Here is a 24,633-nt window from a genome sequence, read left to right on the forward strand (position 1 = left end):
CGGGGTTCCGGCCCCGGGTCAGGCGACGGGGGCCAGGTTCGGGGGCGTCAGGCGGTGGCGGAGGGTCGCGCGGTCCTGGCGGCGGTCGGCGTCGGTGAAGCCCGTCCAGACCCGGTCGTCGTGGTCGGCGGGACGGGCCGTCGGGACGAAGGACGCCGCCGCGAGCACCTGCGGCCGGTCGCGGCGTCCGGGCGCCCGCTCCATGCCGACCCGCATGTAGGTGCCCTCGCGGAGCATGACGATCGTCACGAACCGGACCCGCGTGTACTGCTGCACGACGCGGAACCAACGCGGGTTCGACGCCCAGTAGACGTTCTGCTGGGAGTCGACGGCGACGGCCAGCGGGCTCAGCGCGGCGCGCGCCAGATGCACCTGGGTCGGCTGGTCGCGGTCCACCCAGGCGAGCGCCGCGCGGCCTACCAGCGCCTCCAGCACGCCGGTGACACCGGACGGGCCGGACCGCCCGGCGAGCAGCTGGAAGACCGTCTCGCTGTCGGTGGTGCCGGACGGGACGGGCAGCGCGAACCGCTCCCGCAGCCCGCGGGCGTCGACGTCGCCGTTGTGCGTCCCGACGAGGCCCGCCGACTTCGGCCCGGGGCCGGCGACCAGCATCGGGCTCGCGTTCGCCGCCTCCGCCGGGGACCCCTGCGTCGCCCAGCGGGTGTGGCCCATCGCGACGGGCGCCCGGTCCAGCTCGGCGAGCAGCTCGGTGCGCCAGACGCCGGAGAACCGGCCGCGGCCCTTCACCACCCGGCAGCCGTCGTGCCCGAGCCCCGGCCAGCCGCCGAGCAGCGCCAGCCCCGCCGAGTCCGTGCCGCGCTCCTCGGCGAGCGCCCCCAGCGTCACGAACGCGTCCGACGCCCGGCCGGGATCGTCGGCGAAGGGCGAGCGGACCACCCCGAACAAACCGCACATGCCAGATGAGATGCAGATCATCGCCGTCCGGTTCGCGGCGTCCGCGACGCCGCATAAGCTCAATGCGTGAACCGCGCGCCCCAATGGCTGCTCCCCACCGTGCTGACCGCGCTGATCCTGGCCGTGGTCGTCGGCGCGCTCCTGCGTTGACCGCCGGAGCGGCCCCGGGGGCGGGGCGCGTCGTATGATCGACCGGGCGGGGGAACGGGGTTGATCGGGAGATGTCAGTGCGTCCGCTGCCCGCGCGTGCCGGCGTCCGCGCGGCCGCCGCACTGGCTCTCGGCGCCGCCGCCACGGCCTGGTCCGCGCCCGCCGCGAGGGCCGCGTCGGCGCCCGACGACACCGTCGCCTTCAAGATCGCTGACCCACGGATCACCGAGTCCAGCGGGCTCGCGGCGAGCACCGCGCATCCGGGCGTCGTCTACACCCACAACGACTCCGGCGGCGTCCCGAAGATCTACGCGCTGGGCCCGGACGGGCGGGTCCTCGCCGTGCTGACGCTGGGCGGCGCGGGCGCGCGCGACTGGGAGGCGATGGCGCTCGGCAAGGACGATCGGGGCCGTCCCGCGATCTACGTGGGCGACATCGGCGACAACCTCGGCGGCGCCTGGCCGTACGTCACCGTCTACCGGATCCCCGAGCCCGCGCAGCTGCGCAGCCAGACGATCCGCGCCACCAGGTTCAGGATCAAGTACGCCGACGGGCCGCGCAACGCCGAGACGATGATGGTCAACCCGCGCACGAACCGGCTCTACATCGCCAGCAAGCTGTTCGGCGGCGCGGTCTACGAGGGGCCGAAGCGCCTGCGCGCGTCCGGGTACAACGTCATGCACAAGATCGGCAAGGCGCCCGCGATCGCGACGGACGGGGCGTTCGCACCGGACGGAAGCACCTGCGTCATCCGCACCTACTTCGGCGCCCGCATGTACGCCGTGAAGCCGGACGGACGGCCCGGCAGGTCGCTGGGCTCGGTGTCGCTGCCGTTCCAGCCGCAGGGCGAGTCGATCACCTACACGTCCGACGGCAGGTACTTCCTGGCCGGGTCCGAGGGCGACGACCAGCCCGTCTACAAGGTCCCGGTGCCGGGCGCGGCCGGGCCGTCGTCATCGCCGTCGATCACCGCCACCACGAAGGCCGAGAAGAAGGACGACGCCGACCGGGGCCACCGGGACGCGGGCGACACCCGCACGGGCCTGATCATCGCCCTCGCCATCGCCGCCCTGGTCGGATTCGGCCTGTTCCGGAGACGCGGATGACACACGAGACGGCTGTGACCGCTGTGGCCGGCCGGGACCTGACCGCCCCGCCACGGTCTGCTCCGCGAAACCCCGAACCTCTGCGAAGCCCGCACCGCGCTTGCGAGAATTCGACCGCGAAGCGAGCCGAAGCGTCCCCCCTGTTCGCCCAGCCGCCCGCCGAAGGAGGGCACCGAATGCCCCAGGGTGCCAACCCCTCCCCCACAGGAATCACCGCCGGTGGCTTGAACCTCGGCCACGGCGGACCTCACCGTCGCGATCGCGAGCGAAGCCGAGTTCGAGCCTGCGAGGACTCGATCGCGCAGCGAGCCCCCAGGGCGAGTCGAAGCGATGCAGCGATCGCAGGCAGTGCCCGCCGAAGGAAGGCCCCCCAGGGCCTGACGCCAAGGGCGATGCAATGAACACCGAACTGGTCGGGCTTTCGGGGACCGGTGGGCGGTGGCGGCCGGTCGCGGCGGGGCCGTTCGCGTTGCTGGCGGTCGCGCTGGCGCTGCTGCCGATCCGCCCGGTGTGGCTGTGGGCGCTGCTGATCGCGGTGGTCTCGGCGTTCCCGTGGGTGCTGGGCGCGGCTCCGGAGGCGCGCCGGCGCCGGCCCCGGCCGTACTGGCGGCTGTCGGCGGCCGGGCTGGAGCGAGTCGGCAAGGGCGGGCTGAGCACGGTCCGCTACGAGCGGGACCGGATCGACGGGCTCGCGATCACGACCGGCGACGGCATGCTGACGGTCTTCCACCGGTTCGGCCGGACGGCGGTCGGCGGGCTGACGGCGATGGGGCTGGAGCCGCTGGCGCTGTTCGTGACGGCGCGGCGGCTGGGCATCCCGATGCACATCCTGGACGGCGAGGCCGGCGACCTGCTCGATCCCGCGCTGGACGAGGCGCTGCGGCTGCCGGACCGGGACGGGGACGTGCCGGGCGGCCCGTTCCCGCCGGGTCCGCTGCCGCGCGACCACGCCGCGGAGAAACGGCTGCTGGACCAGGAGGCGGCGCTGCTCGCGGCCGTGCACGAGCCGCCGCGCGAGAGGGACGCCGACGGCGCGGCGGCCGAGCGCGGGGAATTCCGGCTCGACACCCCGGACCCGCTGCCGGGGCGGCGCCGCGTCGCGCTGCTCGGCACGCTCACGGCCGTGCTGGGCGCGGTCATGATCGTGCGGATCGCGGTGCAGGGCGCGGGCGGGTTCGAGGCGCGGCTGGCCGCGGGCTGCTGGGCGCTGGCCGCGATCGCCGGGGTGCTGGCGGCGCGGCGGCGGCTGCTGCGGGCCGCGCGGGTGCGCTGGACGATCACCGCGGACCGGCTGCTGGTGCGGGCCCGGCCGGGCCGCCGCCGGCTGCAGGACCTGCCGTCGGGGAAGGTCGCGGCGGTCGTGGTGGGGCCGGGGCTGCGGCTGGACCCGCTGAGCGGGGAGCCGCGCCGGGCCGAGCTGGCGGCGCTGGCGTTCGGGCACCGGCTGGAGCTGGTCGCCCGGCTGCCCGCGCACGGCCTGGACGGGTTCCAGCTCGCGCACGCGCTGGACGACCACGGCTACCACGTGATCACGCCGGGGGCGCGGGCGCCGCGCCGTCCCGAGTACGGCCTGGAGGGGCTGCCGGACATCTTCGCGCAGGTCCCGGGCGGGCGGCTGGTCGTCGCGGACGGCGGTCTCGGCTGGGCGGACGCGGCGGGCGACGTGGTGCTGAAGATGCCGGAGGACCGGATCGGCGGCATCGAGCTGCTGACGATCGCCGGGCACGCGTGGGTGCGGCTCTACGACAGCGACGGCGACGAGTTCTTCGCGGCGCCGCTGTCGGCGCTGCGGATCTCGCGGACGGACCTGCGGGAGTCGGCGCGGCGGGCGGGCCTGCCGGTGAACGACGCGGAGTACGACGCCTACATGAGCGCCGCCTTCCATTCGGCGATGTCGACGCTGACGGCGCCGGAGCCGGAGACCCGCGCGACGGCGTCGCTGCCCGCGCCGGGCGCCGCGCCCGACACCCGGTCCGGCTCCAGGCCCGGATCCGTACCGGAGAGCGAGCGGGAGGCGTCGCGGGCGTCCGGGGAGCCGGCCGACGAGCCGGAGTTCGATTTCACGGTGCCGGCGCCGCCGAGCCCGGTGACCGCGCCCGGGACGCTGCTGGACGCGACGCGGCGCTCGCGCGTCGGCACGTACGGGATGAGCGTCCTGCTGTGCGAGGCGGTCGCGCTGATCGGGGCGGTGTGGCTCGGCCCCGACCTCGGCGGGTTCGGCACCACGGCGAGCTGGTCGGTGCCGGCCGGTCTGCTGATCGGCCTCGCCGGCTACTGGCTCTACGACCGCAACCGGCCGCAGCTGCGCGTGTCGTCCGCCGGGCTGGCCGTCGTGACCCGGCGCGGCAAGGTCGAATGGGACCTCGCCCGCGACCGGGTCGGCGGCGTCGGCATCGACGAGGCGACGGAGCGGCTGCCCCGGCTGGTCGTCTGGGGGCCCTCAGGGCGCGTGCTGCGGCAGGTGACGTTCCCGCCCGACCTGGACGAGCTGCGCCGCGCCTGCGAGCGCTACGGCGTCCCCTGGGGCCCGCCGGACGCCGACCTGCCCGCGCCTCCGCCGCCCGAGCTCTGACGCAGCGACCAGGTCTTCAGCGGTTCGTAGGTGAGCTGGTCGTACTGCTTGCCCGGCAGGTGGCTGCACATCAGCTGGACGGAGTCCGCCGTCCAGGAGCCGGTGGCGAAGGCCGACAGGGCCTCCATGAGGGGCCGCACGTCGATCGGCTGCCGGGACCGGGCCAGCGTCATGTGCGGGCGGAACGATCGGTGCTTGTCGGGCGGGGTCCCGGCGCGGCGCCCCGCGGCGGCGACGGACGCCGCCAGCCGGGCCAGGTCGCGGCGGTCGCCGTACAGGCCCGTCCACAGGACGCGGGCGTGCGCCCCGCTGCCCGGGAACGCCCCGCTGCCCGCCAGCGACAGCGTCATCCGCTCGTGGCGCCGCGCGGCGCGCTCCAGCCGGGGCAGCAGCCGGTCGACGGTGCGGTCGTCGCATTCGCCCAGGAAGGCGAGGGTGACGTGGAGTAGCTCCCGCCGGATCCATTTGAGTCCGAGAATGTCGCCCTTGTGCGGAAGGACGGCCTCCTCGAGTTCATCCAGGATGTCCGGTGGCGGTACGAGCGCCACGAAAAGCCTCATGGAAACGTCCGGAGAGCCACCACAACAGCTTTCCAGCAGACGGCACCCGTTGTCACGCGGTTGCGCTGCGCCATCGGCCCCGGTTACCGGGGCGCCGGCGGCGCGCTTTACCCGGAGGCGTCGGCGCCGCGCGTCATCGGGGCGTCGGCGCCGCCGGGCGTCACCTTCCGGGGACGGGGACGCGGCACAGCCGGGCCAGCGCCGGCCGGATCGAGCCGCGCGGCGCCGCGAGCAGCGCCACGACGGCCGCGGTGGCCATCGAGACCAGGCCGCCGAGCACGATGCTGAGCCGGGGCCCGAAGTGCTCGGCCATCCAGCCGACCGTGGGGGCGCCGAGCGGGTTGGTCCCCATGAACACGAACATGTAGAGGCCCATCACCCGGCCGCGCATCTCGGGCTGGACGCCGAGCTGCATCGTCGCGTTCGCCGACGTCGTGAAGGTCATCAGCGCGATCCCGGCCGGGACGAGCAGGACCAGGAACGACCAGTACGTCGGGGCGAGCCCGGCGGCGGTCTCCATCACGCCGAACGTCATCGCCGCGATGAGCAGCAGCCGCAGCCTCGGCTTGGCCACGCGCCGGGCGGCGAACAGCGCGCCGGTCAGCGCGCCGAGCGCCAGCATGCTGGACGCCAGGCCGAACGAGGACGCCCCGGTGTGGAAGACCTCCTTGGCGACCAGCGCGGTCGTCATCTGGAAGTTCATGCCGAACGTCGCGACGAACCCGACCATCACCAGGACGAGGACCAGGTCGCGGCGGCCCCGGACGTAGCGGAGGCCCTCGCGCAGCTGCCCCTTGGCGCGCTTGACGGTGGCCGCCGCGTACAGCTCGCTCTCCCGCATCGCGTACAGGCCGAGCAGGACGGCGCCGAACGACGCCGCGTTGACCAGGAACACCGGGCCGGTGCCGATGACGGCGATCAGCACGCCGGCGACGGCGGGGCCGAGCAGCCGGGCGCCGTTGAAGGTGGCGCTGTTGAGCGCGATGGCGTTGGGCAGGTCGCTCTTGCCGACCATCTCGATCACGAACGACTGGCGGGTCGGGTTGTCGACGACGGTGGCGAGGCCGAGCCCGAACGCCAGCAGGTACACGTGCCAGACCTGCGCGTGGCCGGTGACGGTGAGGACGCCGAGGATCAGCGCGAGCGCGCCCATGGACACCTGCGTCATCATCAGGACGCGGCGCTTGGGGTAGCGGTCGGCGATCACTCCGCCCCACAGGCCGAACAGCAGCAGCGGCAGGAACTGCAGGCCGGTGGTGATGCCGAGCGCGGTGCCGTTGTTGTGGGCGAGGTCGAGGACGAGCCAGTCCTGCGCGACGCGCTGCATCCAGGTGCCGGTGTTGGAGACGACCTGGCCGCTCGCGTACAGGCGGTAGTTGCGGGTCCGCAGCGAGCGGAACATGCCGCCGTGGCTCTGCTCTTCGGCTTCGTCGGCTTCGTCGGCTTCGTCGGCAGGCGCGGCCTCTTCGGAAGGCTCGGCGTCCTGCGGCGGTTCCGCGACGGAGTCGGCCTCGGCGGCGACGACGGCCTCGGGCGCCTCGGCGGCCTGCCCGGCGGGCGTCTCCGGAGACGGCTCGACGCCGGGCTCTTGGACCGCTCCAGAGGGGCTCCCGGCGCGCTGCCCCCGGGCGACGTCCTCGACGTGCGGCGGCGGCGCTGCGGCGTCCGAGCGCCCTGCCGGATGGAAGGGGGAATGGGGGGAATGAGGGGAGGTCCGGGGGACGGGACGGCGGCGGCGCGCGCGGGGCGCCACGGGCAGCGCGGCGCCGGGACGCGCGGGCCGCCCCGGGCGTGCCCCGCGCGCCGGGGCACCGTCCGGTTCGTCAGGACCATCGTTAGCAGAAGTCATTATCAAGGCTAACGATAATCGCGCGAGTGCTATTCCGGCAAACGCAGCCCCGCGCGGCACCGCGGACCGCGCCGGAACGCGGCGCCCGAAACCCGCCGCCGCGCGGGCGTCAGGAGCGGCTGAGCTTGTCGATGATGGGCGCGGCGCGGCGCAGGATCTCGCGCTCGGCGTCGGTCAGCTCGCCGAGCCGCGTGGACAGCCAGGCCTCCTTGCGGCGCCGCTCGGCGCGCAGCAGCGAGGTCCCCTCCTCGGTGGCGTTCAGCACCACCTGGCGCCCGTCGGTCGGGTGCGGGTTGCGCACCACGAGCCCGCGCTCCTCCAGGTAGGCGATGACGCGCGTCATCGAGGGCGGCTGCACCTTCTCGTGGTCGGCCAGCTCGCGGGGCGTCATGGCGCCGTGCCGCTCGATGGCCGCGAGCGCGGCGAACTGGGTGAGCGACAGCGGGTTCGGCCCGCCGCCCGGCGCCGGCGGGCGCAGGTGCCGCAGCCGGCGCGACAGCCGCGCGATCGAGATGCGCAGCTCCTCGGCCAGCCCCGGGGGCGAGGCGGTCCGGCCGCCGGTCGGTGGCGTAGTCATCGTCATTGGTCTCCCGTGCTGATGCCCCATGCTGCCACGCCCGCTCCTTGACACGATCGGCTAATGAGATTAGCTTTTTGGCTATTAAGTCGACGAGAAGGGGGACCGGGATGCCGCGCGCGGGCCTGTCGCCGGACGCGGTGGTGGACGCCGCCATCGCCGTCGTGGACGCCGGCGGACCCGGTGCCCTCACCCTCGCGGCGGTCGCCGGACGGGCCGGGGTCGCGACCCCCTCCCTCTACAAGCATGTCCGCAACCTGGCCGAGTTGCGACAACTGGTGACCGAGAGAATCCTGGAAGAGCTGGCCGACCGGCTCGGGAACGCCGCCATGGGCCGCTCCCGCGACGACGCCGTGGCGGCCCTGATGCGCGCCTACCGCGGCTACGTCGTGGAGCACCCTAGCCGCTACGCGTCGATGGAGCAGTCCGCCGAGCGGCGACCTGCCGGGGACGCCGCCGGGGAGCGCCTCCTCGGGGTCATCTACGCGGTGCTGCGCGGCTACGGCCTCGACGGCCCGGAGCTCGTCCACGCGGCCCGCTGCCTGCGCTCGGCGGTGCACGGCTTCGCCATCCTGGAGGCCTCCGGCGGGTTCGGCCTGCCGGCGGACCTGGAGGCCAGCTACGAGCGGCTCATCACCGTCCTCACCTCCGGCTTCTCCCAGCCCAGGGTGTGACGAGGCTCTCCCGCGCCCGCCGCGTAACCTGATCGCATGACCCCTCCGCGCCGCCCGGACCCGCCGCCCATGCGGACCAACGACGTCCGCGTGGCCCTCATGGGCACCGCGGCGTGGGCGGTCGCGCTCGTCGTGCTGCTGATCGCCGGGACGCCGTCCGGGGACCGCTGGTGGCTGTGGGTGTGCGTGACGGGTGTCGTGACCGGCCTGTTCGGCGTCTGGTACATCCCGCGGCTCCAGGCGGGCCGCGAGCGGCAGGAGGCGGCCCGCGCCGCCCGCCGCGACGCCGCCGTCGAGGACGCCGCGCAACCCTCCGAGGCGCAGCCCTCCGCGGCGGAGCCCCCGGGCGTCACGCGGGAGGACGCCGTCGAGACGTCCGACGCCGACGTCTAGGACGCGCCGGCGTCTAGGGCTCCAGGTCGTCTTCGGCCAGCAGCACGGGCAGGGCTTCGGGATCGCGCAGGACGGCCTCGGCGAGCAGCCGGGCCGCCCAGTCCCCGCAGGCCCAGGCGAGCGCGCGCGCGAGGCCGCCGGTACCGCCGGCGTGGATCTCGCCGTCTCCCGTCCACCACAGGACTTCTTGGCCGTCCACTACGAGCCGCTCATGCGCGAGGTACGTGGCCGGCGCGTCGGGCAGCACGGCCCGGACGGCGTCCGGCACGGGCCGCTTCTCCCCCGCCGTCTCCACCACACCCGGCACCTCGTCACCGGCCAGGGGCAGATCGAGCAGTTCGGCGAGCCGGGCGTCGCGGCCCTGCGCGGCGATGACGAGGGGCTGCCCGGCCAGCAGCGGCAGGAGGTCGGGGCTGTCCAGGACGAGGGCGTCCGCAGCGTCGACGACCTCCACCGCGCCGTCCACCACGGCGCGGACGTGCTCGGGCGGCTCCACGGTCACCTCGGCGTCGGCGAGGGCCGTCCACAGGCCGCCGAGCTGGACGCGGCTGACGGCGCGCCACGGATCGCCCATCCGGTCGAGGAGTTCTTGCGCGCCGCCGGGTTCGTCAAGGAGATCGACCAGCGACGTGCGGACGCCCAGCGCCAGCAACAACTGCTCATCGAATCCCGTAGGCGCGACGTCGTAGAGCCCGGCGAGCGCGTCGTCGCCCTGTAGCCGGAACTCGCCCGGCCTACGGCCGTCCAGGACGGGACGCTGGCTCAGCCACCACGCCGTGTAGGAGGGCACAGTGGCGCGGCGTCCCGTGTGGAGCGTGATGTGCGCGGGCTCCACGATGGCGGCGCGCCAAGGGGGCGCGGCCAGCAGCCGTAGAGCGGCGGGCCAGTCGTCCACCAGTTCCAAGTCGCGGACGGCCTGGAACTCCGGGACGAGCGGCGGAAGCTCCTGCGGGCCGATCCGTTCGAGCACGTCGTCGGCCCAGCGGTCCTCGTCGTCGAGGTGCAGCGTCTCGGCCTCGTCCACCAGGCCGGACAGGTTCACGTCCTCGGCGCGCGCGAGGGCGAAGCCGTCCAGGACGCCCACCGCTGTGAGCGGCTCGGCGCCCCACCGCTCCAGCGCCTCGGAGGCGACGACGCCGAACGGCGCGTCCTCGGCCATCACGGTCCGCAGCGGGCTGTCCGGCAGGAGCAGTTCGCCGGCGGGGTAGAGATCGCCGTCGTCGCCGGGGAGCGCCAGCTCCGCCAGCCACGGCTCGTCCCCCGGATCGAGCCGTGCCGCCGCGACCAGGCCCAGCACGGCCTCGGCGACCGCGTCGGGGTCGTCGGCGTCGAAGGAGTCCTGCACCGCGGCCCGCACCGCCGGGTCGGCGAGCACCGCCCGCGGGCCCGCCTCGACCGCGCCGAGCCTGAGCAGCAGCGGATGGACGGCGTCCGGATGGACGAACCGCAGGCCGAGCGCGTCCAGGCCCGCCGGATCGACGCCGTCCGCGACCAGGAGGCCGCGCGGCCCGCGGACCGTCCGGGCCGTCTCGCCCGCCAGCGGCACCGGGAGCGCCCCCAGAGCGTCCCTGGCGGCCTCGGCGAGCGCCTCGTAGACCCGGTGCCACCAGCGCGGTCCCCGGTCCACAGCGGCCAGCTCGTCCACGACGTCGGCGAGCTCGACGCGGCGGACGCCCAGCGCGCCGAGCGCGGGGCTGCGCGCGGGCCAGCCGGGCGGCAGCAGCCCGCCGACCACGGGGTCCTCGCCGGCCCGGCCCGCGAGGAGGTCCAGGAACGCCGCCGGGGCGTCCAGCACCACCGCGTCCCGGCCGCGCATCCGGTGGGCCTCGGGGTCGTCCGGGTCGCCCGGCACGTCGTCCGGCACGGGGAGCAGCGCGGCTTCGGGGAGGAGCTCGCGGACGGCCCGCCGCAGCCGCGCGTCCAGTTCGCCGGCGCCCAGCGGGCCGGGCACCAGGTCGAGCAACCGGGGGTCGGCGGGGCGCGCCTTCAGCAGGGCCACGTAGGCATCGGCGGCCCGGTCCACCAGGAAGTCGGTCAGCGGGCCGGGCGCGACGTGCCGCCTGTCGGGTGCGAGCGGAAACGACGCGATGAGCAGCGCGGGCAGGTCGAGGCGCTCGTCGCTGGGGGTCGGGGCGTGCACGACGGCGGGCGTCCCTTCCGGAAGCCCGCCTTCCGGGAGCGCCCACCGGACCTGCCAGACGGCCCGCGCGCGCTCCTCCACGGGCCGGTCCTCCAGCAGTTCCGCCGGCGTCGCCCCATGCGCCTCGACGGTCTGCCACGCCTGCCCGTCGACGACGACCGTCCCGGGGTGGCGCCGCTCGGCGGACACCACCCGCACGTCCCCGTCGATGCCGATCTCTACGAATTCCAGTGCGGGCAGCGCCAGCATCAACGCCGCACCCACCTGCTCCAGCTGGCGCCGCACGGAATCGACCGCGCCCGCACGCAACGGCAGCCGCACGACGGTGTCGAACCCGTCCGGCACCTGCGGCGGCTCGTCCGCCGCGAACGGCAGCCGCAGCAACGGGACGCGCCCCTCCCGCCGCGCCAGCTCGCCGGCCACGGCCGGAAGGCCCCGCACCAGCTCCCGGGCCCGCTCCTCCGACCACTCGACCCCGCCCGTAGCCGAGGCGATGGACGGGTTCGAGGTGACGGCGACGACGGCCGCGAAACCCACGCCGAAGCGCCCCACCGCGCCCGCGTCATCACGTTTCGCAGACGCCCGGAGCGTGGACAGGGCCTCGACCCCGGCGGCGTCAAGCGGCGCACCCGTGTTGGAGGCCGTCACCTCCGCCGCGCCCGTGTCCAGCAGCAGACGCAGCCGTCCGGGGACGCCGGCGCGGAGCGCGGCGTCCGCGGCGTTCTGCGCCAGCTCGATGACCACCCGGTCGCGGTAGCCACCGAGGGCGTGGTCCTCCTCGGTGTTGGCGTCCTCGCGGAAGCGCGCCGGGGACTCGCCCCAGGCGCGCAGGACGCGGTCGCGCAGGACGCCCGTGCCGAACGGATCAGCACCCACCGCCGTCACCACCCTCGCCGCGCGCGGGCCGGGGCGCCCGGAGGAATCCCCTCGGCGCCCCGGACCGGCCCGCTCGTCGTCAGCTGTGCCCGAGCGCCTCGTCGTCCAGGGGCTCGGCCTCCTCGCCCGCGGACGGGACGACGTCGTAGCCCAGCTCGTCGATCACCGGCGGGTTGTGCTCGGACGCCGCCGGGAGGTTGACGGCCTCGGAGTGCGCGCCGCAGCCGTGGTCGGCCGACACCACGCGCCCGTCGTCGGGGGCGTACTCGTTGGCGCACACCCCGAACACCTGCCGCAGCTCACCGGCCAGCGCGACGTAGAACCCGCAGGTGGAGCACTGGGCGGGCGCGGACGCGGCGATCGGCGCGCGGGGGCCCGCGACGCCGTCGTACCAGCGGGCGGCGGTCTCGTCGCGGCCCTCGCGGGACAGCACCCGGACCCGGCCGAGGCCGAGCTCCCACTGCACCTCGCGCTCGGCCGCGTCGTCGACCTGCGCGTAGCCGGGCGCGAGCCGGACGTCGTCGGCCGTGGTCGGCAGCAGGTCGCCGGGGCCGAGGTCGCCGGGGCGCAGCCGCTCCAGCCACGGCACCCACTGCGGGGCGAGGAGCGCGTCGTCGCCGGGCAGCAGCACGCACTCGCTGACCGTGACGATCTTGGCGCGGGCGGCGCGGGTGACCGTGACCGCCCAGCGCCACCCGGTGTAGGCCGGGTCCAGCGCGGCGAAGTAGTGGGTGACCACCCGGTCGCCCTCGGCGTGCATGCCGAGGTGCTCGCCGACGGGCGACGGATGGGCGGTCTCCTCGGCGGCGGTCCGCGCGAGGTCCGCGGCCTCGGCGCAGGCGGGGTCGACGGCGGGCGTGCGGGTCCGGCGGGCTGGCCCGGAGACGGTGCGCGCGGCGGCGGGACGCGCGGGGCTGGACTGACGCGTTGGGCTCACAGGTCGATTCTCGCGCATCACGGGGGATGACCCGACACACGGGGCTCCTGCCCGGCGCGAGGTGATCCGGCCCTCCAGAAGGGAACGTACTCTCAAGCAGGTGGCCGGATCCGCGACGAGGCGGGCCGCGAGGGCGGCCGGGCCACCGCCACGACCCAGCGAGGAGAGATCAGGGCGCGATGGGACTGGGACGCTCCGTGCGCGCCGGTGTGGGCGGCGCGGGCCGGACGCTGCGCGGCGTCCGCTCGACGGTGTGCGGGGCCGGGCGGCTCACCCGCCGGGTCACCCACGCGCACGGCGCCGGGCGCAGCGGCCTCGGCGTCCTGATCGAGGCGTCCGCGCTGAACTCGGCCGGGGACGCGCTGGTCACGGTCGCGCTGGCCGGGTCGCTGTTCTTCGGCCTGGACGTCAACCAGGCGCGCGGCCAGGTCGCCCTGTACCTGCTGGTGACGATGGCGCCGTTCGCGCTCGTCGCGCCGCTGATCGGCCCGGCGCTGGACCGGATGCGGCACGTCCGCCGGTACGCGCTGGCCAGCACGTTCGCGATCCGCGGGCTGCTGTGCTGGGGGATGGCGGGCGCCGTCGCGCACAACGACCCGATCACCTTCCTGCCCGCCGCGTTCGGCGTGCTGGTGGTCTCCAAGGCGTACGGGGTGCTGCGGGCCGCGGTGACGCCGCAGCTGCTGCCCGAGGAGATCACGCTGGTGACGGCGAACGCGCGGGCGTCGTTCGCCGGGCTGGTCGGCTCGTCGATCGCCGCCCCGGCGGGCGCGGGGCTGGCCGTGCTGATCGGGACCGGCTGGGTGCTGCGCATCGGCACCGCGATGTTCCTGCTCGGGATCATCTTCGCGATGCGGCTGCCCAGGCGGGTGGACGTCCCCGACACCGGCAAGGCCCCCGCCCCTTCACCGGCGGCGGACACCGGAGCGGACCCGCCGCCCGAACCGGCCGAGCCGGCCGCGAGGCACTGGCGGACCCTCCCCCGCGTCGGCCCGATCGTCGCGGAGGCGATGCAGGCGAACGCGGTGCTGCGCGCGCTGTCCGGCTTCCTGGTGCTCTACCTGGCGTTCCTGCTGCGCGAGGAGCGGTTCGACCCGGTGTCGCACAACGTCGCGCTCGGCCTGCTGGCGGCATTCGCGGGCGCCGGCGGCCTCATCGGCACCGCCCTCGGCGCCTGGATGAAGGCGCGGGCGCCCCGGCTCATCGTGTCGGCGACGCTCGCCGCCGTCACCGCCGTCACGGCGGTCTCCGCGCTGTTCTTCGGCCTGTGGGCGGCGCTCGCCGTCTCGCTCGCCGCCGGGCTCGGCCAGGTCCTCGGCAAGCTGTCGATGGACGCGGTCGTCCAGCGGGAGATCGGCGAGGAGGTCCGCTCGTCCACGTTCGCGGTGACCGAGACGCTGCACCAGCTGTCCTGGGTGGTCGGCGGGCTGCTCGGCCTCGGCATGTCGATCGTCGCGGACGGCCGGGTCGCGCTGGCGATCGTCGCGGGGGCGCTCACGCTGTCGCTGGCGCTGCTGCTGACCCGCCAGGCCGGCGCCCAGCGCCGCGTCCGCTCCCAGGCGGGCGCCCCGATCAAGGACGCCCACCCCGAGATGCGCGCCTAACCGCCCGCCCCCGCCGGGTGGCCGTACCGCGGCCGGAGGCCGGCGGCTACGCGCTGATGTCGTCGGCGACCGCGCGCAGCACCGTCGCGATCTTCTTCGCCTCGGCCGGGGCAGGATGCTTGCCGCGCCGGTAGGTGTTGGAGATCCCGTCCAGCAGCTTGATCAGGTCCTCGGTGATGACGACCATCTCGTCCGGCTTCTTGCGCCGCTGCTTGGCGATGGTCCGCTCGACCGACGGCAGGCTCTCCAGCACGCGCACCTGCAGCGCCTGCTGGCCGCGCCGGCCCTCGACCACGCCGAACTCGATGCGCTGGCCTGGCTTCAGCGTCGTCACACCGCCCGGCAGCGCCGAGGAGTGCACGAAGACCTCACCGCCGTCGTCGCGGGTGAGGAAGCCGAACCCCTTGTCGGAGTCGTACCACTTGACCTTGCCAGTCGGCACGGGAGACCTCGTTCGGTAATCGTCCTGAATCGACCCCAAGATTAGTGCCTCACCGGGGACCGGTGAACAGGCCGGGACCCCCGCGAAGCCCTTTGGGGCAACGGGATGAAGCTATCCCGGACCCCCGCCCCGCGGCACCCCGATATCAGGCCGCCCGGAACCCCGACAGCCACTCCGGGAAGGCGTGCAGATCGGGCAGCACGACGTCCGCGCCGTAGGCGGCGAGGGCGGCCGAGTCGAACGCGCCGGTCGCGACCCCGACGGCCACCGCGGACGCGGCGCGGGCGGCGTCCACGTCGGCGGTGTGGTCGCCGATGTAGGCGCGGGCGCCGTGCTCGACCAGCGCGGCCCCCTTGTCGGCGCCGAACAGCCCGCCGATGACCGCGTCCACGTCCAGGCCCAGGTAGCGGACGGTGCGCTCGGTGTCCCGCTGGTTCTTCCCCGACACCACGACGACCCGGGCGCCGGCCGCCCGGACGGCCGCCAGCGCCGCGGCGGCGCCGGGCATCGCCACGGTCGCCGGGAGCGCTATGTCGGGGTAGAACGCCCGGTACAGGTCCGCCATGGCGGGGATCCGCTCGGGCGGGAACCAGTACGCCAGCTCGTCCTCCAGCGGCGGGCCGAGCCGCCCGACGACCGCGTCGACGTCGATGGGGACGCCGGTCTCCGCCGCGATCGCCGCGTACACCGCGCCGATCGCGGCGCGCGTGTCGGCCAGCGTGAGGTCGAGGTCGAAGCCGACGGCGAATCCGGCCCCATCCGGACGGGGAATCTTCGGCGAATCAAGGTCCAGCACGCCCAACAGGGTAAAGGTCCGGTATGGAGCGATTGCCAACGCCGGGTGCGGCACGGGACGATCCCGTCCGGCCGGGTCCCCCGGGACCGGCCCCGGACGCAAGTACCCGCGCTCTCCCGGTAGTGGCGATGCGACGGGATCCGAGTAGGAGAGCGCGGGAACTCTTGGCGCGGGAGCCTTCGATGCCCCGGCCCGGTCTGGTTCGCCGGGTCCCGGGCGGCCGCCCGTGTCGTGGTTATGCCCGCACCCCCTGCCGAAAACCGTTTGACCAGGGAAAACGTAGGGCTCGAACGAGCCACCCGAACCCCAAGGACGATCAGCCGCAGGCCGGCCCGGCGAAGGAGGGCGCTCACCATGGCGGACAACAGGGCGGATAAGAGAGCGGACGACCGCGACCGCACGGTGAACCCGGAGACCGGGCGGACGGAGCCCGCCGGGACGGGCACGACCGCGCGGCACGCCATGACCGGGACCCGCCTCGATCCCGGCGAGCACCGCGCCCGGCGGCCGTTCGGCGCGTCCGCCGCGGCCGCCCGCAAGCGCGGCGTCGGCCTCGTCGCCACCGTGATCTCGGTCGTCACGACGATCGCGGTGCTGATCCTGGCGGTGCACATCCTGTTCGTGGTGTTCGAGGCGAACACCGGCAACGACATCGTGCACTGGTTCGGCGCCCGCGCGGACGAGCTGGCCTGGCAGTTCAAGGACGTCTTCCAGCCCGACAACGCCAAGGTCGACGTGGCCGTCAACTACGGTCTCGCCGCGCTCGTCTACCTCGTCATCGGACGGATCATCGTGAGCGCCGTCCGCCGCGCGGCCTGACCGGCGCGCTCGACCGGCGAACGCTCGACCAAAGCCGCCCGGCGGGAGGGCTAGCGGCCCGGGAAGCGGACGACCTCGAACGGCCACGCCGTGGTGACCCATTCGCGGACGAAGTCCTCGAGGTCCTTCTCCAGGGCCCGGTCCTCCTCGTCGGAGCGCACCCAGAACACCACGACCGCGTCCGCGCCGGGCTCGCCGGACGGCGCGACGTGGATGCGGCCGAGCTGGCGCTCGCCGTCCGGCGTGTTCACCACGTAGCTGAAGGAGCGGCGCAGCTGGCCCTCCTTCTGCAGCCACGCCACGTCGATCAACGCCTGCTCGAAGGTGAACTCGCGGTCCGGCCAGCCCCACTCGGGCCCGAACCGGCCGGCCAGCCGGTCCAGGCTGCCGATCACCGCGCCGTAGTCCTTCACCACGTCGTGCACGGTGATCGGGCGGATCTGGAAGCGGGGTCCGGCGACCAGCGTGGGCACCACGAAGTCCTCGGGGAGGAAGGCCCCGTCGGCCGCCTTCCGCGGAGACATGAACATCGTCGACCCTTCCGGGGACGCCCCTTCCGGCACAGGGGCGCGGGGCAACGAACTCTAGCCGCACCCCGGCACGGGACGGGCCGCGCGACGAATTCGGGCGCGCCGGGCCGGGGCAGGGGTCCGCAGGTCCCGGATGCCTTACTGTTCTTGCGGAGGAATTCATCACTATGACGACATCTACGCGCGAGCGGATCGTGGCCGAGTCGCTCCGCCTGTTCGCCGACCGCGGCTACGCGGCGACCTCGGTGGCCGAGATCGAGGCGGCGGCCGGGCTGTCCCCGGGCGCCGGGGGCCTGTACCGGCACTTCCGGTCCAAGGAGGAGGTGCTCGCCTCCGCCATCCGCGAGCACATCGAGCGGACCCGCCGGCAGATCACCACGGTCCTGGACCAGGCGGAGGTGTTCGCCGACCGCCCGCTGGAGGTGCGGCTGCGGATGACCTGCCAGGCGGGCCTGGCGAAGATGCGCGAGGAGCAGGACCTGATCCGGGTGCTGTTCCGCGACCTCGACCAGTTCCCGAACCTGGTCGCCGAGATGCGCGAGGGCATCGTCAACCCGCTGTACGACGGGATCGCGACCTGGCTGTCGCAGCAGCCGGAGTACGCGGGCGCCGACGAGGACTGGCCCGCCGTCGCCTCCATCCTGGGCGGCGCGGTGGTCAACTACTGGCTGGCCAACGAGTCGATGTACGAGCCGCCGACCCGGATCGACGAGAAGCGGTTCGTGGAGAGCTGGGCCCGGCTCGGGCTGGGGCTGGTCGACCTGGAGCGCACCCCGGCGACCTGACCGGCCGGCGCCGGCCGGTCCCCTCGTCGCGCCGGACGGCCCGTCCGGCGCGCGTTCCTCCCCGTGCCGCGGCACCGCACCGGCCGCACCGCGCCGCCTCTTACCCTGGGAGGGTCCTGCTCGCAGCGTCCGACGTGCGCGAACGCGCCGCCGCCCGGGCGCGGCGAGCCGGGGCGCACGCGACGCTAAGGTGGCGAACGGCATGGATTCGTATGCGGACTGGCTGCGCGCGCGAGCCGACGGGGAGCTGCGCGCGCTGCTGTCCGCGCGTCCCGAGCTGCTCGCGCCCGTCCCCGCCGACCTGACCGCGCTCGCCGCCCGCGCCGCCACGCCCGCCGCCGTGTCCCGCGCGCTCGACCGGCTCGACCGGTTCACGCTCGCCGCGCTGGAGGCGGTGCTCGTCCTGCCGCCGCCGGTGCGGCCGGAGACGCTGGCCGGCGCGCTCGACGTCACCCCCGGCCGGGCCGCCGACGCCGTCGACCGGCTGATGCGGTTCGGGCTGGTGTGGGTCGGCGGCAAGGGCGCCGCGGACGGCGCCGGTGACGGCGCGCTGACCGCGGCCCCGGGCGTCCGGCAGGGCCTCCCGCACCCGGCCGGGCTCGGCCCGCCGGTCCAGGAGGTGTTCGCCGGGTATCCCACCGAGCGGCTCGCCGCGCTGGTCACCGACCTGCAGGGCGAGGAGCCGCGCGGGTTCGCCGACGCGGCGCGGCTGCTGCGCCGGCTCGCCGAGCTGCTGGCCGACCCGGCGCCGCTGGTGGACGCCGCCGGTCCCGAGGCGCGCGCCGCGCTGGACGCGCTGGCCTGGGGCCCGCCGGTCGGGCGGGTCGCCGACGCGCGCCGCGCCGTCCGGATCGACACCGCCGCCACCCCGATCGAGCGCCTCCTCGCGCGCGGCCTCCTCGCCGCCGAGGACGACCGGACGGTCACCCTGCCCCGCGAGGTCGCGCTGCACCTGCGCGGCGGGCGGCTGTTCCAGGACCTGCCCGCCGAGCCGCCGCCGCTCGGCCCGGAGCCGTCCGGCGCGTCCCGCGGCGAGGACATGGTGGTCCGCGCCGCCGCCGGCGAGGCGTTCAACGCGGTCCGGCTCACCGAGGAGCTGCTGGAGCGCTGGGGCCTGGAGCCGCCGCCGGTGCTGCGCAGCGGCGGGCTGGCCGTCCGCGACCTGCGCAACGCCGCGACGCTGCTGGACGTCCCGGAGTGGAAGGCGGCGCTGCTGGTCGAGGTCGCGTACGCGGCGGGGCTGCTGACCCGCAGCGGCGACCTGGACGGCGAGTGGCTGCCGACCCCCGCCTACGACCTGTGGCTGATGCGCGACACCGCGGGCCGCTGGACGGAGCTGGCGCGCGGCTGGCTGAAGTCGGACCGGGCCGCCGGCCTCGCCGGGGAGCGCGACGACCGGGACCGGCTGATCAACGCGCTGAGCGAGGCGATGGTGCGCAGCAGCGCGCCCGCCACCCGCCGCGCCGCGCTGGAGATCCTCGCCGGCGCGGAGCGCGGCGCCGCCGTGGACGCCGACGCGCTGCGGGCCCGGCTGGCGTGGCTGCGGCCGCGGCGCGGCGGCCCGGCCCGCGACCGGCTGGTCGGCTGGACGCTGCGGGAGGCCGCCGTCCTCGGCCTCACCGGGTTCGGCGAGCTGGCGCCGTTCGCCCGCGACCTGCTCGCCGGCGACGACCCCGAGCCCGGCCTGGAGAAGCACCTGCCGGAGCCGGTCGACCGGATCCTCATCCAGGCGGACCTGACCGCGGTCGCGCCGGGCCCGCTGGTCACCGAGCTGAGCCGGGAGCTGGCGCTCGCCGCCGACGTCGAGTCGACCGGCGGGGCGACCGTGTACCGGTTCACGCCCGAGTCCGTCCGCCGCGCCCTGGACGCCGGACGCACCGCGGGCGACCTCACCGACCTGCTGACCCGGCACTCCGCGACGCCGCTGCCGCAGCCGCTCACCTACCTCATCGACGACGTCGCGCGCCGGCACGGGCACCTGCGGGTCGGGTCCCTCGCCTCCTACGTGCGGACCGACTCCCCGGGCACGCTCGACGAGATCCTCGCCGACCGGCGCTCGGACGCGCTGCGGCTCCACCGGCTCGCCCCGACGGTGCTGGCGTCCAGCATGCACCGCGCCGAGCTCCTCGACGGGCTGCGCGCGATGGGCCTCGCACCCGTCGCCGAGTCGCCCGGCGGCGGGGTCATCGTGACCCGGCCGGACGCGCAGCGCGCCGAGCCGCCGCCGACCGCCGAGATCGTCCGGCTGCGGCCCGACGAGACCGCCGACACCTCGATGATCACCGCGGCCGTGCGCGCGCTGCGGGCCGGCGACGAGGCGTCCCGGCACGGCGCCGAGCAGGCCCGGCTGCGCGCGGACGCCCCGTCCGGCGATCCGCCCCGGTCCCCGGCGATGGCGACGATCGAGCGGCTGCGCGGCGCGGTCGACCGCGGCGGCCGGGTCTGGATCGGCTACCTCGACCAGCAGGGCCAGGCGTCCAGCCGGATCGTCGAGCCGGTCCGGGTGGAGGGCGGCTTCCTCACCGGCTACGACGCGACCCGCGCGGCCGTGCACCGCTTCGCCCTGCACCGCATCACCGGCGTCGCCGAGCTGGACGAGGAGTCCGGCGAATCCTGACGGCCGAGCGGACACGGAGGGCGGCCGCCGGGCCGACAGGACCCGGTGAGGCAATATCGGGACCGGTTCCGGTGTTGAAACTGCGGTCCCGTCCGGAACGCGCGACGCACCGGCACGCCTCGGGTAGCGTGCACGGCGTCCGGACGAGCCATCGCGATCATCGACGGGGGCTTCTGCATTGACCGACGGTCCGCTCATCGTCCAATCCGACAAGACCCTGCTGCTGGAGGTCGACCATGATCTGGCCGGCGCCTGCCGCAAGGACATCGCCCCGTTCGCCGAGCTCGAACGGGCGCCCGAGCACGTCCACACCTACCGCGTCACGCCGCTCGCGCTGTGGAACGCCCGCGCCGCCGGGCACGACGCCGAGCAGGTCGTCGACACCCTGATCAAGTACTCCCGCTACCCCGTCCCGCACGCGCTGCTGGTGGACGTCGCCGACACGATGGCGCGGTACGGGCGGCTGCGGCTGGAGAAGCACCCCGTGCACGGGCTCGTGCTGTCCTCCTCGGACCGCTCGGTCCTGGAGGAGGTGCTCCGCGCCAAGAAGATCAAGGGCATGATCGGCGACCGGATCTCCGACGACGCCGTCATCGTGCACCCGAGCGAGCGCGGCTCGCTGAAGCAGGCGCTGCTCAAGATCGGCTGGCCCGCAGAGGACCTGGCCGGCTACGTCGACGGCGAGGCGCACGCCATCTCCCTCGTCGAGGACGGCTGGGAGCTGCGCTCCTACCAGCGCGACGCCGCCGAGTCGTTCTGGCACGGCGGGTCCGGCGTCGTCGTCCTGCCGTGCGGCGCCGGCAAGACCATCGTCGGCGCCGCCGCGATGGCCCGCGCCGGGGCGACCACGCTGATCCTCGTCACCAACACCGTCTCGGCGCACCAGTGGAAGCAGGAGCTGATCCGGCGCACCTCCCTCACCGAGGACGAGATCGGCGAGTACACCGGCACCAAGAAGGAGATCCGGCCGGTCACCATCGCCACCTACCAGATCATGACGACGCGGCGGAAGGGCGCCTACACGCACCTGGAGCTGTTCGACGCCCGCGACTGGGGCCTGGTCGTCTACGACGAGGTCCACCTGCTGCCCGCGCCGATCTTCCGGATGACCGCCGACCTCCAGGCCCGCCGCCGCCTCGGCCTCACCGCCACCCTCGTCCGCGAGGACAACCGCGAGGGCGACGTGTTCTCCCTCATCGGCCCGAAGCGCTACGACGCGCCGTGGAAGGACATGGAGACGCAGGGCTGGATCGCGCCCGCCGACTGCGTCGAGGTCCGCGTCACCCTCACCGACTCCGAACGGCTCGCCTACGCCACCGCAGAGCCCGAAGAGCGGTACCGCTTCTGCGCCACCACCGACACCAAGACCAAGCTCATCCAGGCGCTCGTCGACCGGCACCGGGGCGAGCAGACCCTCGTCATCGGCCAGTACATCGACCAGCTCGACGAGCTCGGCGCGCTGCTGGACGCCCCGGTCATCAAGGGCGAGACCCGGGTGCGCGAGCGCGAGCGGCTGTTCGACGCGTTCCGGTCCGGCGAGCTGAACGTGCTGGTCGTGTCGAAGGTCGCGAACTTCTCCATCGACCTGCCGGAGGCCACCGTCGCCGTCCAGGTGTCGGGCGCGTACGGGTCGCGGCAGGAGGAGGCGCAGCGCCTCGGCCGGCTGCTGCGGCCGAAGGCGTCCGGGAAGGGCGCCCGCTTCTACGCCGTCGTCGCCCGCGACACCCTCGACCAGGACTACGCCGCGCACCGGCAGCGGTTCCTCGCCGAGCAGGGCTACGCGTACCGGATCGTGGACGCCGACGCGGTCCTGGCCGGCGACGACGTCTGAACGCGCGGAAGGCCCGGCGCCGCGCGCCGGGCCTTCCCCTCGCCGGTGTCAGCTGATGGTGGCGATCCCGTCGATGCCGACCGCCGGACGCCCGGACGTCCCCGCCACCACGATCTTGATGGTGTGCGCGCCGGCGGCGCTCCACGACCGCGTCCACGCGATCTGCCGGTACGCCGTCTTGGACGCGCGGGTGTCGAGCGTGCCCGCCGCCTTGCCGTCCACGTAGACGGTGACCGCGCCCGTGTTCGCCGCCCGCTTGACGACCAGCCCCGCGGCGCGGCCGGTGAACGTCCAGCTCGCACTGGCGCCCTTCGCGCTGCTGTACAGCCCGTATCCGCCGAGGTAGTCCTCGGTCTTCGCCGCCTGCTTCCAGACCCCGGTGCGCGTCGACCGGCCCTCCGGGACCAGCGCGACGCTCCGCGAGACCGCGGACGCCGCGGTGTTCCCGGCGGCGTCGGCGGCGGTCAGCGCCCACGACTGCGCCGCGCCGGGCGTCGCCGTCGCCGCCCAGGTCGTCGCGGTGCCCGCGAACGTCTTGGCGGCCGGCGAGGTCGCCTTGACGGAGTTGAGGAGCGCGTTGTCGGTCGCCTTCCAGCCGAGCGTGACGGGGACCGACGTCGGCGCCACCGTCCCCGCCCGCAGCGAGAGCGCCGGCGGCGCGGCGAAGACGGGCTTGGTCACGTCGGCGACGACCGTGTAGTCGGGCGAGTCGGCGGTGCCGCCGCTCCCGTACGCGGCGCGCAGCGCGACCTTGTGCGTGCCCGGCTTCAGCGCCAGCGCCGCGGACTTCGCGCCCGCCGCCGGCGTCGCCGCGACCGCCCCGTCCACCAGGACCTGGTACGTCGTGGACGCCGCCGGCTCCCACCCGACCGTCACCGTGCTCTGGGTGTAGTACCGCCCGCTCACGTTCGCCGCGCCGGACAGCGTCGCCGTGACCGACGGGGTGACGAGCTTCTTCGCGGCCGTCCGGATCGCACCGAGCTTGCTGTACAGCTGGTCACCCGGGCACGCCGTCGCGAACCCGTCCCGGTGCCCCGAGATCGTGTAGAAGGAGACCTTCTGCCCGTACGGGTACTTCCCGTCGGTGACGTTCGACGTCAGCGTCGTCTTGCCCGCCGGGTCGACGCCCGTCAGGCTCAGCTTCCAGGCGGCGATCTTCGCGACCCCGGTCAGCGCCGCCTGCGTCGGCGCGACGCCCGACGGCGTCTGGTCCTTCGCGGTGTAGGTCCCGAGGACGGCGACGCCGGTCGTGTCGGTGTTGAACCCGTACGTGTGCGCGCCGTGCACCGGACGCTCGACACCGCCCGAGCGGCCCGCGTAGATCGTGCCGCACTTGTCCACGAGGAAGTTGTAGCCGATGTCGTTCCAGCCCAGGCTCTTCACGTGGTACAGGAAGATCGACCGGACCACGGACGGCGCCTCGGCGCAGGTGTAGGAATTGCCGGTGTCCGAGTGGTGCACGAACACGGCCTTCACCGACGAGTCGTACTGGATCGGGTCCTTGATGAGGCTGTCGTCCGCGCCCCACTGGGCCCGCGTCACGATCGGCGGCTTCGGCGCCGTCACCGCCGAGGCCTGGACCCGCGCGGAGGGCGACGGAACGGGTTCGGTCGCCGCGACCAGCTTCGCGTCGCCGCCACCTGCCCCGGCGGCTCGCGGACCGCTGCCCCCGCCCACGGACGACGTCGTCCCGGTGCCGGGATCCACGAGATCGACCCGCAGCCCGGCCGGGAGCTTCCTGCCGTGCCCGGCCACCCGCACCTCGACGCCGTTGGACGGACCGACCCACAGCCCGCTCGTCCCGGACCTCTCGCCCGCCTTGCCGTCAGGCGTGTCGTCGGTGTCGGGTTGCACGGCCCGCCACCCGGACCATTTCCCGGACGCCTTGTCGCGGGTGCGCACCCGCACCGTCCCGTCCAGCCCGGTGCGCGGCTTCTCCCACGTCACACCGACCATGCTGAACGGCTTCGTGGACGCGGCCGGCAATCCGACGACCTTCTTCGCCGCGGTACTGCCCGGCATGTCCCGCAGCCCGTACCGGTACACCTGCCCCGGAGCGGGCCGGCTCTTCGCGGACGTCGCGGCACCGGACCCGGCGGTGACCACATAGGTCACCGTGCCCGCCACGAGCACCGCGGCGACGGACGCGCCGACCAGAGTTCGCCTGACCATGTCTCTCCCCGTTCACCACCCGGCTCCGCACCCGCAGGCCGGGCCCCGCATTCGCCCTGATCCTGCCGGTGCGAGAACACCACCACAAGCTCATGCACATCACAGATTCAACGCCGCCGGCCGCCCGACTACCCCTGGAAATGCGGAAGGCCCCGCCATTCCTGGCGGGGCCTTCCTAAAAAATGTCCGGCGGTGTCCTACTCTCCCACACAGTCTCCCATGCAGTACCATCGGCGCTGAAGGGCTTAACTTCCGGGTTCGGAATGGGACCGGGTGTTTCCCCTCCGC

General features: G+C 74.8%; 19 protein-coding genes and 1 rRNA gene. 9 read left to right on the forward strand and 11 right to left on the reverse strand.

The features are described from left to right. Window positions 1-18: 18 nt before the first annotated feature. On the reverse strand, window positions 19-897 hold the full coding sequence (locus ACA514_RS07400) for a hypothetical protein (protein ID WP_375040288.1): 879 nt from the start codon (window positions 895-897) through the stop codon (window positions 19-21). 239 nt (window positions 898-1,136) lie between these two features. Between ACA514_RS07400 and ACA514_RS07405 the strand changes: the two genes are divergently transcribed. After that, window positions 1,137-2,171 carry a hypothetical protein gene (locus ACA514_RS07405; RefSeq protein ID WP_375040259.1) on the forward strand — a complete coding sequence of 345 codons (1,035 nt, stop codon included), beginning with the start codon at window positions 1,137-1,139 and terminating at the stop codon, window positions 2,169-2,171. 397 nt (window positions 2,172-2,568) lie between these two features. Further along, complete coding sequence (locus tag ACA514_RS07410) at window positions 2,569-4,743, forward strand: hypothetical protein (protein ID WP_375040260.1); 2,175 nt, start codon at window positions 2,569-2,571, stop codon at window positions 4,741-4,743. Here the strand turns inward: ACA514_RS07410 and thpR are convergent. The 3 genes from thpR to ACA514_RS07425 form a co-directional block, all read right to left on the reverse strand. After that, window positions 4,680-5,303, reverse strand: coding sequence for an RNA 2',3'-cyclic phosphodiesterase (thpR, locus tag ACA514_RS07415; protein WP_375040261.1), 624 nt, complete (start codon window positions 5,301-5,303; stop codon window positions 4,680-4,682). The genes ACA514_RS07410 and thpR overlap by 64 nt on opposite strands. 160 nt (window positions 5,304-5,463) lie before the next feature. Next, a complete protein-coding gene (locus ACA514_RS07420) occupies window positions 5,464-6,705 on the reverse strand; it encodes an MFS transporter (protein ID WP_375040289.1) in 1,242 nt (413 codons plus the stop codon). Window positions 6,706-7,261: 556 nt separating this feature from the next. Continuing rightward, window positions 7,262-7,729: a MarR family winged helix-turn-helix transcriptional regulator gene (locus ACA514_RS07425; protein ID WP_375040262.1), complete on the reverse strand. Its 468-nt coding sequence runs from the start codon at window positions 7,727-7,729 to the stop codon at window positions 7,262-7,264. A 110-nt stretch (window positions 7,730-7,839) separates the two neighbouring features. Here ACA514_RS07425 and ACA514_RS07430 point away from each other — a divergent pair, with 110 nt between their 5' ends. Together ACA514_RS07430 and ACA514_RS07435 are read left to right on the forward strand one after the other, a co-directional pair. Further along, entirely contained in the window at window positions 7,840-8,403 is a 564-nt protein-coding gene (locus tag ACA514_RS07430; RefSeq protein ID WP_375040263.1) for a TetR-like C-terminal domain-containing protein, read from the forward strand. A 36-nt stretch (window positions 8,404-8,439) separates the two neighbouring features. After that, window positions 8,440-8,796 carry a DUF2530 domain-containing protein gene (locus ACA514_RS07435; protein ID WP_375040264.1) on the forward strand — a complete coding sequence of 119 codons (357 nt, stop codon included), beginning with the start codon at window positions 8,440-8,442 and terminating at the stop codon, window positions 8,794-8,796. Window positions 8,797-8,809: 13 nt separating this feature from the next. Here ACA514_RS07435 and ACA514_RS07440 read toward each other — a convergent pair whose 3' ends face one another. Both ACA514_RS07440 and ACA514_RS07445 read right to left on the reverse strand, forming a co-directional pair. Further along, window positions 8,810-11,812: a sacsin N-terminal ATP-binding-like domain-containing protein gene (locus ACA514_RS07440; RefSeq protein ID WP_375040265.1), complete on the reverse strand. Its 3,003-nt coding sequence runs from the start codon at window positions 11,810-11,812 to the stop codon at window positions 8,810-8,812. A 79-nt stretch (window positions 11,813-11,891) separates the two neighbouring features. Then, a complete protein-coding gene (locus tag ACA514_RS07445; protein ID WP_375040266.1) occupies window positions 11,892-12,749 on the reverse strand; it encodes a DUF3027 domain-containing protein in 858 nt (285 codons plus the stop codon). Between the two features lie 179 nt (window positions 12,750-12,928). Here ACA514_RS07445 and ACA514_RS07450 point away from each other — a divergent pair, with 179 nt between their 5' ends. Beyond that, on the forward strand, window positions 12,929-14,353 hold the full coding sequence (locus ACA514_RS07450; RefSeq protein WP_375040267.1) for an MFS transporter: 1,425 nt from the start codon (window positions 12,929-12,931) through the stop codon (window positions 14,351-14,353). 46 nt (window positions 14,354-14,399) lie between these two features. On the opposite strand, the gene ACA514_RS07455 is transcribed toward ACA514_RS07450, so the two are convergent. Further along, window positions 14,400-14,795, reverse strand: coding sequence for a cold-shock protein (locus tag ACA514_RS07455; protein WP_375040268.1), 396 nt, complete (start codon window positions 14,793-14,795; stop codon window positions 14,400-14,402). 145 nt (window positions 14,796-14,940) lie between these two features. Then, window positions 14,941-15,591, reverse strand: coding sequence for an HAD family hydrolase (locus ACA514_RS07460; protein WP_375040269.1), 651 nt, complete (start codon window positions 15,589-15,591; stop codon window positions 14,941-14,943). 354 nt (window positions 15,592-15,945) lie between these two features. Here ACA514_RS07460 and ACA514_RS07465 point away from each other — a divergent pair, with 354 nt between their 5' ends. Continuing rightward, window positions 15,946-16,410, forward strand: a complete 465-nt coding sequence (locus ACA514_RS07465) for a hypothetical protein (RefSeq protein WP_375040270.1) — start codon at window positions 15,946-15,948, stop codon at window positions 16,408-16,410. A gap of 50 nt (window positions 16,411-16,460) precedes the next feature. On the opposite strand, the gene ACA514_RS07470 is transcribed toward ACA514_RS07465, so the two are convergent. Next, a complete protein-coding gene (locus tag ACA514_RS07470; RefSeq protein WP_375040271.1) occupies window positions 16,461-16,940 on the reverse strand; it encodes a GNAT family N-acetyltransferase in 480 nt (159 codons plus the stop codon). Between the two features lie 167 nt (window positions 16,941-17,107). Here ACA514_RS07470 and ACA514_RS07475 point away from each other — a divergent pair, with 167 nt between their 5' ends. The 3 genes from ACA514_RS07475 to ACA514_RS07485 all read left to right on the forward strand — a co-directional run bounded on the left by ACA514_RS07475 (window position 17,108) and on the right by ACA514_RS07485 (window position 22,173). Next, window positions 17,108-17,725: a TetR/AcrR family transcriptional regulator gene (locus ACA514_RS07475; RefSeq protein ID WP_375040272.1), complete on the forward strand. Its 618-nt coding sequence runs from the start codon at window positions 17,108-17,110 to the stop codon at window positions 17,723-17,725. A gap of 202 nt (window positions 17,726-17,927) precedes the next feature. Continuing rightward, window positions 17,928-20,342, forward strand: a complete 2,415-nt coding sequence (locus tag ACA514_RS07480; RefSeq protein WP_375040273.1) for a helicase-associated domain-containing protein — start codon at window positions 17,928-17,930, stop codon at window positions 20,340-20,342. Window positions 20,343-20,520: 178 nt separating this feature from the next. Next, window positions 20,521-22,173 (forward strand): DNA repair helicase XPB, encoded by a 1,653-nt coding sequence (locus ACA514_RS07485; RefSeq protein ID WP_375040274.1) that lies wholly within the window; start codon window positions 20,521-20,523, stop codon window positions 22,171-22,173. Between the two features lie 48 nt (window positions 22,174-22,221). Here ACA514_RS07485 and ACA514_RS07490 read toward each other — a convergent pair whose 3' ends face one another. Next, the gene (locus ACA514_RS07490; protein WP_375040275.1) at window positions 22,222-24,345 is read right to left on the reverse strand and encodes a peptidoglycan recognition protein; all 2,124 of its coding nucleotides are present in this window, start codon (window positions 24,343-24,345) and stop codon (window positions 22,222-22,224) included. Between the two features lie 184 nt (window positions 24,346-24,529). Continuing rightward, window positions 24,530-24,633, reverse strand: a 5S ribosomal RNA gene (gene rrf / locus ACA514_RS07495); the annotation flags it as partial.

The sequence above is a fragment of the Actinomadura sp. NTSP31 genome (assembly GCF_041951385.1).
Taxonomy (GTDB): Bacteria; Actinomycetota; Actinomycetes; order Streptosporangiales; family Streptosporangiaceae; genus Spirillospora; species Spirillospora napierensis.

Coding starts and splice junctions, on each gene's coding strand:
- thpR (WP_375040261.1), bottom strand. CDS start 5,303: ATGAGGCTTTTCGTGGCGCTCGTACCGCCACCGGACATCCTGGATGAA.
- ACA514_RS07435 (WP_375040264.1), top strand. CDS start 8,440: ATGACCCCTCCGCGCCGCCCGGACCCGCCGCCCATGCGGACCAACGAC.
- ACA514_RS07465 (WP_375040270.1), top strand. CDS start 15,946: ATGGCGGACAACAGGGCGGATAAGAGAGCGGACGACCGCGACCGCACG.
- ACA514_RS07420 (WP_375040289.1), bottom strand. CDS start 6,705: ATGTTCCGCTCGCTGCGGACCCGCAACTACCGCCTGTACGCGAGCGGC.
- ACA514_RS07475 (WP_375040272.1), top strand. CDS start 17,108: ATGACGACATCTACGCGCGAGCGGATCGTGGCCGAGTCGCTCCGCCTG.
- ACA514_RS07410 (WP_375040260.1), top strand. CDS start 2,569: ATGAACACCGAACTGGTCGGGCTTTCGGGGACCGGTGGGCGGTGGCGG.
- ACA514_RS07470 (WP_375040271.1), bottom strand. CDS start 16,940: ATGTTCATGTCTCCGCGGAAGGCGGCCGACGGGGCCTTCCTCCCCGAG.
- ACA514_RS07480 (WP_375040273.1), top strand. CDS start 17,928: ATGGATTCGTATGCGGACTGGCTGCGCGCGCGAGCCGACGGGGAGCTG.
- ACA514_RS07430 (WP_375040263.1), top strand. CDS start 7,840: ATGCCGCGCGCGGGCCTGTCGCCGGACGCGGTGGTGGACGCCGCCATC.
- ACA514_RS07450 (WP_375040267.1), top strand. CDS start 12,929: ATGGGACTGGGACGCTCCGTGCGCGCCGGTGTGGGCGGCGCGGGCCGG.
- ACA514_RS07425 (WP_375040262.1), bottom strand. CDS start 7,729: ATGACTACGCCACCGACCGGCGGCCGGACCGCCTCGCCCCCGGGGCTG.
- ACA514_RS07490 (WP_375040275.1), bottom strand. CDS start 24,345: ATGGTCAGGCGAACTCTGGTCGGCGCGTCCGTCGCCGCGGTGCTCGTG.
- ACA514_RS07405 (WP_375040259.1), top strand. CDS start 1,137: ATGTCAGTGCGTCCGCTGCCCGCGCGTGCCGGCGTCCGCGCGGCCGCC.